General features: G+C 70.2%; 13 protein-coding genes and 2 pseudogenes. 10 read left to right on the forward strand and 5 right to left on the reverse strand.

The window, feature by feature from the left end:
* Window positions 1–74: 74 nt before the first annotated feature.
* Window positions 75–3,950 carry a S8 family peptidase gene (locus ACYVF6_RS21740; protein WP_460524141.1) on the forward strand — a complete coding sequence of 1,292 codons (3,876 nt, stop codon included), beginning with the start codon at window positions 75–77 and terminating at the stop codon, window positions 3,948–3,950.
* Between the two features lie 72 nt (window positions 3,951–4,022).
* Here ACYVF6_RS21740 and ACYVF6_RS21745 read toward each other — a convergent pair whose 3' ends face one another.
* The gene (locus ACYVF6_RS21745) at window positions 4,023–4,934 is read right to left on the reverse strand and encodes a sigma-70 family RNA polymerase sigma factor family protein (RefSeq protein WP_460524143.1); all 912 of its coding nucleotides are present in this window, start codon (window positions 4,932–4,934) and stop codon (window positions 4,023–4,025) included.
* A gap of 125 nt (window positions 4,935–5,059) precedes the next feature.
* On the opposite strand from ACYVF6_RS21745, the gene ACYVF6_RS21750 reads away from it, so the two are divergent.
* From ACYVF6_RS21750 to ACYVF6_RS21780, 7 genes and pseudogenes are all read left to right on the forward strand, one after another.
* Window positions 5,060–5,848 (forward strand): SDR family oxidoreductase, encoded by a 789-nt coding sequence (locus ACYVF6_RS21750; RefSeq protein ID WP_460524145.1) that lies wholly within the window; start codon window positions 5,060–5,062, stop codon window positions 5,846–5,848.
* Window positions 5,849–5,854: 6 nt separating this feature from the next.
* Window positions 5,855–6,709, forward strand: a complete 855-nt coding sequence (locus ACYVF6_RS21755; protein ID WP_460524147.1) for an LLM class flavin-dependent oxidoreductase — start codon at window positions 5,855–5,857, stop codon at window positions 6,707–6,709.
* Between the two features lie 4 nt (window positions 6,710–6,713).
* A complete protein-coding gene (locus ACYVF6_RS21760; protein WP_460524149.1) occupies window positions 6,714–7,502 on the forward strand; it encodes a class I SAM-dependent methyltransferase in 789 nt (262 codons plus the stop codon).
* Window positions 7,503–7,511: 9 nt separating this feature from the next.
* A complete protein-coding gene (locus ACYVF6_RS21765; RefSeq protein ID WP_460524151.1) occupies window positions 7,512–8,453 on the forward strand; it encodes an SMP-30/gluconolactonase/LRE family protein in 942 nt (313 codons plus the stop codon).
* 47 nt (window positions 8,454–8,500) lie between these two features.
* Window positions 8,501–8,764, forward strand: a pseudogene (locus tag ACYVF6_RS21770) (glycosyltransferase); the annotation flags it as partial.
* 527 nt (window positions 8,765–9,291) lie between these two features.
* Window positions 9,292–9,378: pseudogene (locus ACYVF6_RS21775) on the forward strand (nucleotide disphospho-sugar-binding domain-containing protein); the annotation flags it as partial.
* An 86-nt stretch (window positions 9,379–9,464) separates the two neighbouring features.
* Window positions 9,465–9,590: a hypothetical protein gene (locus ACYVF6_RS21780; protein ID WP_460524153.1), complete on the forward strand. Its 126-nt coding sequence runs from the start codon at window positions 9,465–9,467 to the stop codon at window positions 9,588–9,590.
* Here ACYVF6_RS21780 and ACYVF6_RS21785 read toward each other — a convergent pair.
* Both ACYVF6_RS21785 and ACYVF6_RS21790 read right to left on the reverse strand, forming a co-directional pair.
* On the reverse strand, window positions 9,583–10,005 hold the full coding sequence (locus ACYVF6_RS21785) for a PNPOx family protein (RefSeq protein ID WP_460524155.1): 423 nt from the start codon (window positions 10,003–10,005) through the stop codon (window positions 9,583–9,585). The genes ACYVF6_RS21780 and ACYVF6_RS21785 overlap by 8 nt on opposite strands.
* A gap of 31 nt (window positions 10,006–10,036) precedes the next feature.
* A complete protein-coding gene (locus ACYVF6_RS21790; RefSeq protein ID WP_460524157.1) occupies window positions 10,037–10,444 on the reverse strand; it encodes a hypothetical protein in 408 nt (135 codons plus the stop codon).
* Between the two features lie 179 nt (window positions 10,445–10,623).
* Between ACYVF6_RS21790 and ACYVF6_RS21795 the strand changes: the two genes are divergently transcribed.
* Both ACYVF6_RS21795 and ACYVF6_RS21800 read left to right on the forward strand, forming a co-directional pair.
* A complete protein-coding gene (locus ACYVF6_RS21795) occupies window positions 10,624–11,475 on the forward strand; it encodes a helix-turn-helix domain-containing protein (RefSeq protein WP_460524159.1) in 852 nt (283 codons plus the stop codon).
* Window positions 11,472–11,651 (forward strand): DUF397 domain-containing protein, encoded by a 180-nt coding sequence (locus ACYVF6_RS21800; RefSeq protein WP_460524161.1) that lies wholly within the window; start codon window positions 11,472–11,474, stop codon window positions 11,649–11,651. Before ACYVF6_RS21795 ends, ACYVF6_RS21800 begins: the two co-directional genes overlap by 4 nt.
* Here ACYVF6_RS21800 and ACYVF6_RS21805 read toward each other — a convergent pair.
* Both ACYVF6_RS21805 and ACYVF6_RS21810 read right to left on the reverse strand, forming a co-directional pair.
* A complete protein-coding gene (locus tag ACYVF6_RS21805; RefSeq protein WP_460524163.1) occupies window positions 11,639–12,352 on the reverse strand; it encodes a hypothetical protein in 714 nt (237 codons plus the stop codon). The two genes, ACYVF6_RS21800 and ACYVF6_RS21805, sit on opposite strands and share 13 nt — an antisense overlap.
* A 10-nt stretch (window positions 12,353–12,362) precedes the next feature.
* Window positions 12,363–13,739: an MFS transporter gene (locus tag ACYVF6_RS21810; RefSeq protein WP_460524165.1), complete on the reverse strand. Its 1,377-nt coding sequence runs from the start codon at window positions 13,737–13,739 to the stop codon at window positions 12,363–12,365.
* Window positions 13,740–13,766: the final 27 nt, after the last annotated feature.

A 13,766-nucleotide genomic window follows, 5' to 3' on the forward strand; every position in this document is an offset into this window, starting at 1 on the left:
GGGTTCAAACGGCTTCCGCCGGATGTCAGGGTCACCCATGTGCGGATGCAGTTCAGACCCTTTGGGAGACACCCATGAAACGGCCCTTCTTCGCGGCGACGGCTGTGACGGCGGTGACGGCCGTGCTGGCCACCTTCGCCGTCGGCCTCGCCGCGCCGCCCCCGACCGCGGCGGCACCGCCGCCGGACGCCAACGGAACAAGGGCGATTCCGGACGGCACGGCGAAGATCACGTTGATCACCGGCGATCAGGTCGACTACCGCATGGACGCGGCCGGCCACATCGAAGCCGACTTTCTCAGCGAGACGCCGTTCCGCGGCGAGTCCGGCCCGGACGGAACGTACGTGATCCCGGTGGCCGCGGAGCCCTACCTGGCGTCCGGGCTGCTTGACAAGGAGCTGTTCGACGTCCAGTACCTCGCCGAGCACGGCTACGACGACGCCCACCGCAAGGACGTGCCGGTGATCGCCGATGTGGGTGGTGCGCTGCAGGCGAAGACCATCCGGCAGCGCACCGAGCCGCTGGCCGCGAGCCACACGAGCGCCGTCCTGCAGAGTGTCGGCGCGGCCGCGTTGTCGGTGAACAAGGCCGAGGCGAAGGCGTTCTGGACCAGCCTGACCAGGCAGCGATCCACCGTGACCAAGCTCTGGCTGGACCAGAAGGTGGAGCCCGTGCTGGACGAGAGCGTTCCGCAGATCGGCGCGCCGGAGGCCTGGGCCAAGGGCTACGACGGTACGGGTGCCAAGGTCGCGGTCCTCGACACCGGCTTCGACACCGAGCACGCCGACCTCGCCGGCAAGGTGGTCGCGTCCCAGTCGTTCATCCCCGGTGAGCCGGTCGACGACCTGCACGGGCACGGCACCCACGTCGCCTCGACGATCGCCGGCTCCGGATCGGCGTCGGGCGGGCAGTACAAGGGCGTCGCACCGGGCGCGGACCTGCTGGTCGGCAAGGTGCTGAGCAACGCCGGCAGCGGATCGGTCTCCCAGATCATCGCCGGAATGGAGTGGGCGACCGGGCAGGGCGCGGACATCGTGTCGATGAGTCTCGGCGCTGGTGCGAGCGACGGCAGCGACATCCTGAGCCAGACCGTGAACGAGCTCACCGAGTCGACCGGCTCGTTGTTCGTGATCGCGGCCGGCAACGACGGGCCGGACAAGGAGACCGTCGCGACGCCGGGGGCGGCCGAGCTCGCGTTGACCGTGGGCGCGGTCGACAAGCAGGACAAGCTCGCGAGCTTCTCCTCGCGTGGTCCGCTGGTCACCAGTGCGGAGCTGAAGCCCGAGATCACCGCGCCGGGCGTGGCGATCACGGCCGCCCGGGCCGGCGGTACGACGCTCGGCACTCCGGTCGACACCAACTACACCACGCTGAGCGGTACGTCGATGGCCACGCCTCACGTCGCGGGTGCCGCCGCGATCCTGCTGCAACGGCACCCGGACTGGACGGCGGCCCAGCTGAAGTCGCAGCTCGCGGCCACGGCAAAGGACGGCGGCTATCTCGCCTGGGAGCAGGGCGCCGGGCGGGTCGACGTCGCGCGATCCGTCTCGCAACAGGTCACGGTCGACACGGCCAGCATCTCGCCGGGCGTGGTGGTCCTCGGCTCGGAGCCGCGGACGACGCGGCTGACGTACGCGAACCCCTCCGCCGAGGCCGTCACGCTGACCTTGCGGGGAACGCTGCGGAACGCCGCCGGCGAGCCGGCACCGGCCGGACTGCTCGGGCTCGACCACGACGAGCTGACCGTCCCCGCCGGTGGAACGGCGACGGCCGTCCTCACGCTCGACGCGTCCGGCGAGGTTCCGCTCGGCGTGTACGAAGGGGTCGTGCTGGCCACCAGTGCGGGCGGCGACAGCCTGCGCGTGCCGATCGGGCTGCGCGTCCTGCCGACCATGCAGAAGCTGACCGTTCGCCTGGTGAAGCCGCGCCCGGTCGGCGAGCTGTCCTACTTCGGCATCACGCCGTGGGAGGTGCGACGGATCGACGACGTGGAGCTGCCGTGGCGCGAGCCGCTGGCCTGGCGTGAGACCGACGACCCGAACGTCATGGAGGGGAGCGCGCTGGTGCCGGCCGGCACCTACCAGATCAGCGGGTCGGCCGACTGGTACCTCCGCACCGGTACGACGGTGCGGCAGTTCGCCTCGGTCGCCGAACCCGAGGTGGTCGTCGGCCAGGGCACCACGACCGTGATCGACCTGCGCAAGCTCGTCCCCGTCAAGGTGAGCACCGACCGGCGGACGGAGGTCGCCGCCGCGATGTACGCGTTCACCCGGACGACCCAGAGCGGAGTGCTCTACGGCAGCTGGCTGGGGACCGCGCAGTGGGCCTATCCGACTGCTGAACCGAAGCTCGGCACCTTCAAGCTGAAGGTGCACGAAACGCTCGCGCAGCCACAAGCGGTGGTCGAGGTGACCGCGGATCGTCAGCGGATGACGGTGCAACCGAGGTATCTCACGCTGGCGAAGGGTGAGCCCGGGCAGGGCAGAGCTGTGCCGAAGTTCGCTCGCGACCGGTCGCTCCAGCTCGCAACGATCGACGACGTACGCGCCGGCCGCGACGTCCGCGGGAAGCTGGTGTTCGCCGACCTGCGCACGGAATCCCCGGCGGCCAACGGCTGGCTGGACGACATCAAGGCGGCGCTCACCGCCGCGGCCGACGCCGGCGCCGCGGGTGTGCTGATGAGCAGCGAGCTCTTCCCCGACCTCCTCCTGTTCGGAGACCACCGCGACGCACTGCGGGTTCCGGTGCTGTGGCTCGACCGGCCGGAAGCCATCCGGCTGGGCGCGTTGCTGAAGGACGTCCGGCGGCCGGCCCAGGCCGAGATCGACGCGCAGCTGGACTCGCCGTTCGAGTACAAGCTCTGGTTCCACGAGCTCGGCCGGGTACCCGACCGGCTGGTGTACACGGTGCGGACGAAGGATCTGAAGCGGGTCGACACGAGCTACCACTCGGAGCTGGCCGTCGATCCGGACGAGAGCAACAGCTACGAGGCGTCCCACGTCTATCGGCCGGAAGACACGCACAGCATCGCGATCGCACGATGGTTCGACGCTCCCGTGCGCCGGACGGAGTACTCCAACCTCACCGGCCCGGACGTGGTCTGGTCGTCGTCGTACACCCTGCAGGACCGGAAGACGAACACGAGACGGTCGGGCCACAGCGACGTCAGGGTGACCGACCTCCGCGCGGCGCAGGACGACTGGGGCGAAGCCCCGAGCACGCCTGGGCAGCCGAAGATCGACGTGGGGAGGCATCAGCAGATCTTCGAGCTGTGCGCGGCTTGCCGGCAGGCGGACACCCTGTGGTTCACTCCGCTCCTCCTGGAAGGCCGCGGCGTGCACTCGATGAGCGGCCTGCGAGGACAGGTGCCGCGGTTGTACGCCGGCGGCGTGCAGATCCCCGCGGGCTCGACCGGTCGCGACTTCCCGCTGCCGCGCGAGTCGAGCAGCTACCTCCTGGAAGCCACGTGGACGCGGGGATTCCCCGGGTCGGCGTACCCGAGCAGCGTGGAGAGCAGCTGGTCGTTCAGGTCACCTGGCACACCGGTCCGTGACGAGGTGCGGCCGCCGTACGCCACGGCCGCGCGCGCCTACTTCGGCGACACCCGGCCGGCTGCCTATCTGCCGCTCATCTTTCTCAGCTACGACGTGCCGCTGGCGCTGGACAACACGGCACGGGCGGGGCATCCGTTGCGGTTCACGGTGACGGCCGCAGGTTCCGAGCCGGGGAGCGGAGTGGACGTGCGCGGCCTGAAGCTCGAGGTCTCCTACGACGACGGCGCGCAGTGGCGAAGCGTTCCGGTACGGGCGCTCGGTGGTGGGGCGTACGACGTGACGCTGCTGCCGCCAGGGGACAGCGGGGGAGCGGTCAGCATGCGGGCCAACGCGTGGGACGCGCACGGCAACCGGGTGACCCAGACCGTCATGCAGGCGTTCGGTCTGCGCCGCTGATCCGCACACCGACCGGTCGACTCGAAACTGACCCACCGCCTGCCGGACCTCCGGCGAGCGGTGGGTCAGGCGTCAGTCGAGGACGGCGAGCTCGAGCGACGCCAGTCGGTCGGCGTCGGCAATGACGTCCATCTGGGTGATGTGGTCGCCGACGATCGTGAAGGACAGCGCGATGGCCAGTCTGCCGCGCGCGGGCATCACGAGCCCGACCGATCCGTCGACCAGCGCGACCTCCGACCGCGCTGCGCGCAACGCCGCGAGCCGCGCGCCCTTGGCCACCTGCTGGGCGCCCCGCAGCACGAACGGCGTAGGCGTTGGACCGGCCGCCGCGTCGGCCCGCAGGACGACGTCCGGGTCGAGCACGGTCAGCAAAGCCTCGAAGTCGCCCTGGCGAGTCGCCGCCAGGAACGCTTCGACCACTCGGCGCTGCCGGGCGAGGTCGGCGGTTCTGGACGCCGGCGACGCACCGCGTACCCGCCGCCGGGCGCGGCTCGCGAGCTGCCGGGCCGCGGTCGGCGAGCGTTCGAGCATCGGCCCGATCTCGTCGAACGGCACCGCGAACAAGTCGTGGAGGACGAACGCCACCCGCTCGGCCGGCGTCAGCGTGTCGAGGACGACGAGCAATGCCAGCCCAACGGAGTCGGCCAGCACCGCTTCCTCCTCCGGGTCGACGCCGGCGTCCTCGCCAACGGCGAGCTCCGGCAGCTCCGGTCGGTCGGGCCGGTCCAGCGGCTCCTCGTGCCGCGCCCGCCTGGACCGCAGGAAGTTCAGGCAGATCCGCGCCACCACCGTGGTCAGCCAGCCGGGAAGGTTCTCCACGCCGCCGGCTCCGGCGCGGCTGATCCGGATCCACGCCTCCTGCAGCGCGTCGTCGGCCTCGCTGAGCGACCCCAGCATCCGGTACGCGACGCCGCGCAGCCGCGGCCGCTGCTCCTCGAACCGCTCGGCCAGGCTGATCAGCTCGCCCCGGGCGTCCTCGTCCATCCGGTCACTCCGTCCCACAGCCCCCGCCCACCACCGTGATATCGGCCTTCGGGTCACATTCCTACGGCCCGCTGTGTCACTGCACTGGACACGGGAAAGTCCCTTGCTGTGACACGGAGGAAATGATGACAAACGTGCTACTCACCGGCGGTACGGGCACGCTCGGCCGGCTCGTCGCGCCATTGCTCGCCGACGCGGGCCGCAAGGTGCGCGTGCTCAGCCGAACCGCCCACGAGCCAAAGCCGTCGATCGAGTACGTCCGGGGCGACCTGACCACCGGCGAGGGAGTCGAGCGAGCCGTCGCAGACGTCGACACCATCGTGCACTGCGCCGGCACCCAGAAGGGCGACGGAGACAAGGCCCGCCTGCTCGTGGAGGCCGCTCGCAAGGCGGGAAACCCGCACCTGGTCTACATCTCGGTGGTCGGTGCCGAACGGATCCCGGTCGAGAGCGGTGTGGACCGCTCGATGTTCGCCTACTTCGAGTCCAAGCGGGCCGCCGAGCTCGTCATCGAGCAGTCCGGCCTGCCCTGGACCAACCTGCGGGCGACCCAGTTCCACGACCTCACGCTGATGACCGCACGAGCCCTGGCCAAGCTCCCCGTCGTTCCGTACTTCTCCGGCATCCGCTTCCAGCCCGTCGACACCCGCGAGGTCGCCGAGCGGATGGCGGAGCTGGCCCTCGGCGAGCCGGCGGGGATCGTGCCCGAGCTCGGTGGTCCGCAGGTGTACGAGATGAAGGAACTGGTGCGCAGCTACTTGAAGACCGCCGGCAAGCGCCGGCTACTGGTGCCGCTGCGCGCGCCGGGCGCCGCGGCCAGGGCGCTACGGCAGGGCGCCAACCTCACGCGCGGCGAGCAGCGGCTCGGGCATCGGACCTGGGAGGACTTCCTGGCCGCCAGGCTGGCACGCTAAGGCAGCATGACCCAGCCCATGACCCAGCCGATGACGCAGCCCACGATCCACTCCGCGCTCTGGTTGCCGATCTTCGACGCGCTCGCCGATCCGCTGGTCGTGCAACGGCTGGCCGTGCAGGCCGAGGAGGGCGGCTGGCACGGCGTCTTCGTCTGGGACCACGTGCGCTGGCGGCCGCCCGTACGCCAGGTCGCCGATCCGTGGATCACGCTGGCGGCGATCGCGGCTGCCACCGAGCGCGTACGGATCGGCCCGATGGTGACGCCGCTGGCCCGCCGCCGGCCGGTCAAGGTCGCCCGGGAGACCGCGACGCTGGACCTGCTGAGCCAGGGCCGGCTCACGCTCGGCGTCGGCCTGGGCAGCGACCGGTTCGGCGAGGAGTTCTCCCGTACGGGGGAGTCGATCGAGGACCGGGTACGCGCGCAGCGGCTCGACGAGTCGCTGGCGATCCTGACCGCCGCCTGGTCGGGCAGCGCGGTGAACCATCGCGGCGAGCACTTCGTCGTCGACGACATCGAGTTCCTGCCGCGCCCGGCGCAGCGGCCGGGCGTGCCCGTCTGGGTCGCCGCGTTCCCGGGCAACCGCCGGCCACTGCGGCGGGCCGCGCGCCACGACGGCTTGTTCCCGGTCAACCTGCAGGGCCCGGACCAGCTCGCCGAGATCGCCGGCACGGTGGCCGACCTGCGCAAGGACCAGCAACAAGCAGGCCCGTACGACATCGCCGTGGCGGTCGAACCGGGCATCGACCCGGCGCCGTACGTCCGGGCCGGCGCGACCTGGCTGCTGACCGACTTCGAGGCCGAAGACGTCACACTCGACGCGGTACGAGGCGCGCTGCGCGACGGACCGTACGGAGGATGAGCTCATGATCCCGCATCGCCTGAAGTATTCCGACCTGCTCGACGCCGAGATCGCGCCGCACAACGTGCGGTTCCGGGCAGCCGCCGGCATCCAGCCGGGGGAGCGTGTCCTCGACATCGGCTGCGGCACCGGCCAGTCGACCATCGAGGCCGCGCGGGCTGCCGGGCCGGACGGGCACGTGCTCGGCGTCGACGTGTCGGAGCCGATGCTGGAGTTCGCCCGCGAACGCGCAGCCGGGGAAGGGCTCGGCAACGTGGCGTTCGCGGCGGCCGACGCCCAGGTGCACCAGCTCCCGGCCGAACGCTTCGATGTGTGCATCAGCCGGTTCGGCACGATGTTCTTCGCCGACCCGGACGCGGCGTTCGCCAACTTCGCCCAGGCGCTGCGACCCGGCGGCCGGCTGGTCCTGCTGGTCTGGCAGACGGTCGACCACAATCCCTGGTCGACCGAGGTCCAGGAGGCCCTGCAACCTGGAGTGCCGCCGAGCTGGCAGCCCGGGCAGGACCCGTTCTCGCTCGGCGATCCCGCTGTCGTCGAACAGCTGTTGACGGCAGCCGGGTTCACCGATGTGGAGTTCGAGGACGTCGACGAGCCGATCAGCTACGGCCCCGACCCGGCGACCGCACTCGAGTTGTTGTCCGGTTTCGCGGCCGTCCGGCAGGTGCTCGAGAAGCTCGACTCCGCCGAGGCCGGCCCTGCCAAGCAGCGGTTGACCGAGCTGCTCACCGCCCACCACACCGACGACGGCGTCCTGGTCGACTCCCGCGCCTGGGTCGTCACCGCCCGGCGATAACGTCGGCGCGTGAAGATCAAGGCGGTCTGGGAACGCCGGGACGAGCGGTTCGCCCGGGTTGACGGCGACGAATACCTCGAGGTTCTGTTCGACGACGGCGACTGGGTCGAAGGCCCGGCGTACTTCCCAGCCGGTCGCTACCTCCTCTTCAGCGACATCCCGAACGACCGCCTGCTGCGCTGGGACGAGACGAGCGGCGAGGTCGGAGTCTTCCGCGAGCCGGCCGGCTACACCAACGGCCACACCGTCGACCGCGCCGGCCGGTTGCTGAGCTGCGAGCAGGGCGGCCGCCGGGTCAGCCGCACCGAGCCCGACGGCACCGTCACCACGGTCGCCGACAGCTGGGACGGCAAGCGGCTCAACAGCCCGAACGACGTCGTGGAGCACTCCGACGGCTCGATCTGGTTCACCGACCCGAGCTACGGCATCGACAGCGACTACGAGGGCCACCGCGCCGACAGCGAGATCGGCGCCTGCCACGTCTACCGCGTCGCGCCGGACGGCGAGGTCCATGTCGTCGCCGACGACTTCGTGCGGCCGAACGGGCTCGCGTTCACCGCCGACGAGCAGGAGTTGTTCGTCGTCGACACCCGGCAGAAGCACATCCACCGCTTCGGCGTCGGCAAGGACAGCAAGGACAGCAAGGACGGCAAGGACGGCAAGGGCGGCAAGGGCGGCAAGGGCGGCAACGGCGAGTTGGAGGACCGCGGCGTCTTCCGCGTCTGTGAGTCCGGCAGCTTCGACGGCGCCCGGTTCGGTGATCAGGACACTTGTCGAACTGTTGACTTGTTCTCTTGTTCTCTTGTTGAACAAAACTACCGAGGCGCGACTCCGACGGCCGCCTGTGGGGCGCGGCCCACGACGGCCTGCACTGCTTCGACCGTCGTCACCGCCACCACGACCGTCTACCGGATCCGGCTCAACGTCACCGGCGCGAGGTACCCCATCTGATGCGAGTGTTGTTGTCGACGTACGGCTCACGCGGTGACGTCGAGCCGATGGTCGCGCTGGCGGTGGCGTTGCAGGCAGCCGGCGCCGACGTGCGGGTCTGCGCGCCACCCGACGAGGAGCTCGTCGCGCTGCTGGCCGGTGCCGGCGTGCCGATGGTGCCCTACGACCGGCCGTGGCACACCTGGGAGCGGCCGTCCACGCCCGAGGAGCAGGCGCGGCGGGCGAGCGAGTTCATCGACGCGCAGTACGACACCCTCGCCGCCGCGGCCGAGGGCTGCGCCGGCGTACTGGCCACCGCGATGTCCATCTTCGTCGCGCGCACAGTAGCCGAGCGGGCGGGCATCCCGCACCGGTTCGTGGCGTTCGCTCCGATCGTGGTCGAGGACATCGGCGCGCAGGACTGGAAGGCGATGTTCGGTGAGCCGGTCAACGCCCACCGCGCGTCGATCGGCCTGCCGGAGCTGAACGATGTGGCCGACGTCGGTGAGTTCCTGTTCACCGATCGGCCCTTGCTGGCCGCGGATCCGACGCTCGGTCCGCTGGGGGAGACACCCGGGCTCGACGTCGCGCACGCCGGCGCGTGGATCCTGCCGGACGAGCGTCCGCTTCCGGCAGACCTGGAGGCGTTCCTCGCCGCGGGCGAGCCGCCGGTCTACGTGGGGGTTCGGGAGCATGCGTACCACCACCGACGAGACCGGTCACGCGGCCATCGCGGCGGTCCGCGCGCAGGGCCGCCGGGTGTTGCTGGCGCGCGGCTGGGCCGGACTGGCCCCTCGCCGACGACCGGGACGACTGCTTCGCCGTCGGCGAGATCAACCAGCAGGCGCTGTTCGGCCGGGTGGCCGCCGTCGTACACCACGGCGGCGCCGGAACGACGACGACCGCGGCCAGGGCCGGCGCTCCGCAGGTGGTCGTCCCGCAGGCCGGCGGCGACCAGCCGTACTGGGCCCGCCGGGTCGCGGAGCTCGGCATCGGCACCGCCCACGACGGCCGGCGCCGACGATCGAGTCGTTGTCCGCGGTGCTCGGGCCGGCGCTGGCCCTTGAGACCCGCGAGCGGGCGACCGCCGTCGCCGGCCAGATCCGTACCGACGGCGCGACCGAGGCCGCGAAGCTGCTGCTCGAAGCCTTCAGCTAGCGAACAGGTGAACCGTCCGGCGAGGTTCGTACCACGTCTCGCCGGCCGGTTCACCGTCGAGATTCCAGCTCCACGAGACCGTAGGCGCGATCCGGGCGTAGATGCCGGGACCCACCATGCCCACCCGCTCGATCGGCTCGTCGGCCACGCCGTAGACCCGCAGGCTCCGCGCGACGAACGGGTCGAACGACACCAGGTCGTCGAAGACCAGCGCGATCTTGCGGTTGCCGGCCACGATGTTGCGGAACTTGCGCGTATGAACCACGGCGTCGCCGACACCGCCGATCCAGAAGTACGTGCCGTCGTACTCACACGCGAGCGGCACCACGTCCGGCTGCCCCTCGGAGTCGACGGTGGCGACCCGGGCGAGTGGCTGCGAGCGCAGGTAGGCGATCTCCTGATCGGTGAACGTCACTCGGAATCTCTCCTTCGTCAGCTGCTTGCTGTCACCCTCTACACGAACGCCCACCGCTCGGATCGACATCCGCGAACTGGTCGATCCCGCCGAGCTCGTCGATGTCCTCGATGTCGTCGAGGATGAACCCCGGCCAGACGGCTTCGACCTCCGGCCAGACGATCGCCAGCTCACCGTGCCGGGAGAGCAGCTCCCGGGCCTGCTCGACGCTCCGGTAGCGCCCCAGGTAGGCGGTTCCGGTGAGCGGACTGCGCAGGAAGACGTACGCGGCGCGCGGTGTGTCGAACCCCCACGCGATCGCGTCTTCCGGGTGAGTGATCGCGTCGGTGGTCACCCACCGGGTTTCGTAGAGCGCGAACGGACGTGGGATCTGCCGGTCGTCGCGGAGGTCTAGAGTTGTCGGGTTGGAGTCGTCGGGCGTCGTGCACTCGATGAGCATGGGCGTTCGGCCTCCGGCCTCAGGGCCGGGACGGACATGGCTGGCAAACCCGTTGACCGTCCCGGCCATATCTTTCCTTTGCCGCAATCGCAGTCGGTGACTGTGCTTGCACGCAGCAGAGTTGCACAGATCGCAACGATGTGCAAGCGTTAGGTAACATTGCGCTGAAGGAGGTCGTGTTGTCGGCGAAGAAAGGCCCCACAGTGCGGGCGCAGATGCTTGGGCATGCGCTGCGCAGGCTGCGCGAGACGTCCGGCAAGACGGGGCGCGAGGTGGCCAGCGATCTGGGCAAGGACACCTCGACCGTCAGCCGGATCGAGAGTGGGTTCTCGCCGCCGCACGAAGAGGAAGTCGTCAAGCTGCTCAACATCTACGGCGTCGACGACGAGTCCGAGCGCCAGGTGATGCTGCGCCTGGCTCGCGATGTCTATCGGCGCGGCTGGTACGACGCCTACGGCGACTCGCTCGACGAACCGCTGATCGAGCTGTCCTGGCTGGAGTCGCGAGCTGTCGCGCTCCGCTCGTTCGCAGCCGTGGTGTTGCCTGGCCTGTTGCAGACCCAGAGCTACGCACGCGCGATCCACGATGCGGTCGGCGCCCTGCCAGAACCGGAGATCGAGCGCGGTGTCGAGGCGCGAATGCTGCGGCAACAAGCGCTGACTCGCCAGGATCCTGTGCGCTACGAAGCCGTGCTCGACGAGGCGGTGCTTCGCCGGCCGGTCGGCGGCACCGAGGTGATGGCCGGGCAGCTCGAGCATCTGCTCGACCTCATCAAGCGTCCGAATATCACGTTGCGCGTGCTGCCGTTCGCAGCAGGCGCACATGCCAGCCCGGATGGCGGATTCGAGCTCGTCGAGTTGCCGTCGCCCTATCTCCAGATCGGTCACGCCAACACTCCGACCGGAATCGTCTATGTCGAAACTGAAGCGCTCCAGCAGCTGATCACGACATACGATCGGTTGTGTAGCAAGGCACTCGACCCCAGCGAATCCATCGCCCTGATGAAGGCGGTGGTCAAGGAGTTCACATGACCGACGGCTCGACGTGGCGAGTCAGTTCCTACAGCAGCAGCGGGGGAAACAATGCCTGCGTCGAGGTTCGGTACTCGGTGGAAGAGATCGCGGTGCGGGACTCGAAGGACCGAGGTGGACCCGTTCTCGGTTTCGCGACGGCGGACTGGCGCGCGTTTCTCCGTCAGTTCAGCTGATCGATCGCGCTCTCGGCGAGCTTGACCGCGACCGGTAGCGCCTCTTCGTAGGTGAGGTTCTCTCCGCGCAGCATGGGCACATTGTGCTGCTCCGGGTAGTCCGCGCCTTCCCAGTACGCCTGTACCAGCACGTTGCGCGTCCGCACGGCGACGTGCGCACCCTCGATCGCGTACTTCTTTCCGTCGGTCTCGATGATGTTGCTGGCCTTGGTGCCGAACGCCTCGTCTCCCACGCCGTCGACCGGCAGCGGGTTCGCGTCGTCCTTGTCGCGGGTGAACTCCTCACTCGCGTCGATCACCGACAGCTTGGTGTCGTCGCTGTGGATCGCCTCGATCGAGAGGCTGAAGTACCGGGCGCCATCGGGCTTGTAGTACTGCCACACGCAGTGCTGCTGCTCACCGTCGTCCAGCGTCATCTGGCCCGGCTCCTGGTCGCGCAGCTCCGCGGGCACCACGGACCGGTCGATCAGTCCGCAGAGCTTCGCCGGCAGCTTCTCCACCACCTCGCCGGTCGCGGGCTCCGCGGACGTGGTCTCCATCGGTACGGAGTAGGGCGTCGGGCTCGGCGAGGCAGCTCGCCGGTCGCGGTCGGCCTCGGCGGCGACCGCGGCCCAGGCGACCAGCGCGGCGACGCCGGCCAGCCCGAGCACGGATGCCGCGACGGCGACAGCGATGCGCCGTCGCGGTGGTGCGTCGTACATTCCGGGCATGCTACGGGTTCGCGATGGCGCGACCCTGGCGCCGTAGCCCCATGCCCGCGACGGCGACCGCGACACCTACAGCGACCACGGGTACGACGAACCCGGCCCGGATCGCCTCCAGCGGCGTGTCACCGAGACCGGCGGCGTAGACAGCCGTCGCCGCCGACAGGCCGAGCGCCGTGCCGAACTGCGAGGCGGTGTACAGCAGTCCGCCGGCCAGGCCGTGCTCGCGCTCGTCCACCCCGTCGGTCGCGGCCATCGTCAGCGGTCCGTACGCCAGCGTGAACGCCAGCCCGAGCACGACGAAGGCCGGGAGCATCGCGGTGTAGGCCCAGTCGAGCCCGACCGGCAGGAACAGCAGGTACGCCACCACTCCCAGCACGAGCCCGCCGAACAGCACGGGCAGGTTGCCGTACCGGTTGACCAGGCGCGGTGTCAGCGTCGGCGCGAGTACGACGTCGATCGCGACGACGAGCATCGCGAGGCCGGTCTCCAGCGGGCTCCAGCCGCGCAACTCCTGCAGGTACAGCGTGACCAGGAACTGGAAGCCGGCGAACGCGCCGATGAACAGCAGCGCCGTGACATTGGTGCGAACGAGCGGCGCCGACCGCAGGATGCGGAGCCGGACCAGGGGATGGGGCACCCGCCGTTCGATCGCGACGAACGCGGCCAGGAGCGTCAGCCCGCCGGCGAACGCGCCCGCCGTTCCCAGCCGGCCGCTACCGGCGTGCTCCAGCCGGACCACGGCGTAGACCAGCAACAACATCGCGCCGGTGATCGTGAGCGCACCACCGATGTCGAACTCGCGCGCGCTCGGCCGCTGCAGCGGCACCGGGTCCTTCACCAGCGGGATCGCCGCCAGCAGGAGCAGCGCAGACAGGATGACCGGCGCGAAGAACACCCAGCGCCAGCCGGCCGTGACCAGCACACCACCGGCTGCCAGGCCGAGCAGGTAGCCACCGGCGGCAGTACCCGCGTAGAAGCCCAGCGCCCTGGTTCGAGCCGGACCCGCGGGAAAGTTCGTGGTGATCAGCGCCAGCCCGGCCGGCGCCATGAACGCCGCCGCGACGCCCGTCGCGAACCGGGCGAGCAGCAACAGCCAGCCCTCGTTGGCGATTCCGCCGAGGCCGGAGAACGCCAGGAAGACCGTCAGCCACAGCAGGAACATCCGGCGCCTGCCGAGCAGGTCCGCCGCCCGGCCGCCGAGCAGGATGAACCCGCCGTAGCCGAGAACGTACGCACTGACCACGCCGCTGAGCATCCCGGTCGACAGGCCGAGGTCCTCCCGGATCGACGGCAACGCGACGTTGAGCATCGCCACGTCGATGCCTTCCAGGAAGATCGCGCCACACAGGACGAACAGCACGCCCCACGCGCGAGCGTTCATGCTTCCTCCACGTTCGTTGGTTCTGAT

It is taken from the genome of Flindersiella endophytica (genome assembly GCF_054779015.1).

Excerpts from the sequence above, each read along its gene's own strand:
- ACYVF6_RS21740 (WP_460524141.1), top strand. The coding sequence starts at position 75 with ATGAAACGGCCCTTCTTCGCGGCGACGGCTGTGACGGCGGTGACGGCC.
- ACYVF6_RS21745 (WP_460524143.1), bottom strand. The coding sequence starts at position 4,934 with ATGGACGAGGACGCCCGGGGCGAGCTGATCAGCCTGGCCGAGCGGTTC.
- ACYVF6_RS21750 (WP_460524145.1), top strand. The coding sequence starts at position 5,060 with ATGACAAACGTGCTACTCACCGGCGGTACGGGCACGCTCGGCCGGCTC.
- ACYVF6_RS21755 (WP_460524147.1), top strand. The coding sequence starts at position 5,855 with ATGACCCAGCCCATGACCCAGCCGATGACGCAGCCCACGATCCACTCC.
- ACYVF6_RS21760 (WP_460524149.1), top strand. The coding sequence starts at position 6,714 with ATGATCCCGCATCGCCTGAAGTATTCCGACCTGCTCGACGCCGAGATC.
- ACYVF6_RS21790 (WP_460524157.1), bottom strand. The coding sequence starts at position 10,444 with ATGCTCATCGAGTGCACGACGCCCGACGACTCCAACCCGACAACTCTA.
- ACYVF6_RS21800 (WP_460524161.1), top strand. The coding sequence starts at position 11,472 with ATGACCGACGGCTCGACGTGGCGAGTCAGTTCCTACAGCAGCAGCGGG.
- ACYVF6_RS21805 (WP_460524163.1), bottom strand. The coding sequence starts at position 12,352 with ATGTACGACGCACCACCGCGACGGCGCATCGCTGTCGCCGTCGCGGCA.
- ACYVF6_RS21810 (WP_460524165.1), bottom strand. The coding sequence starts at position 13,739 with ATGAACGCTCGCGCGTGGGGCGTGCTGTTCGTCCTGTGTGGCGCGATC.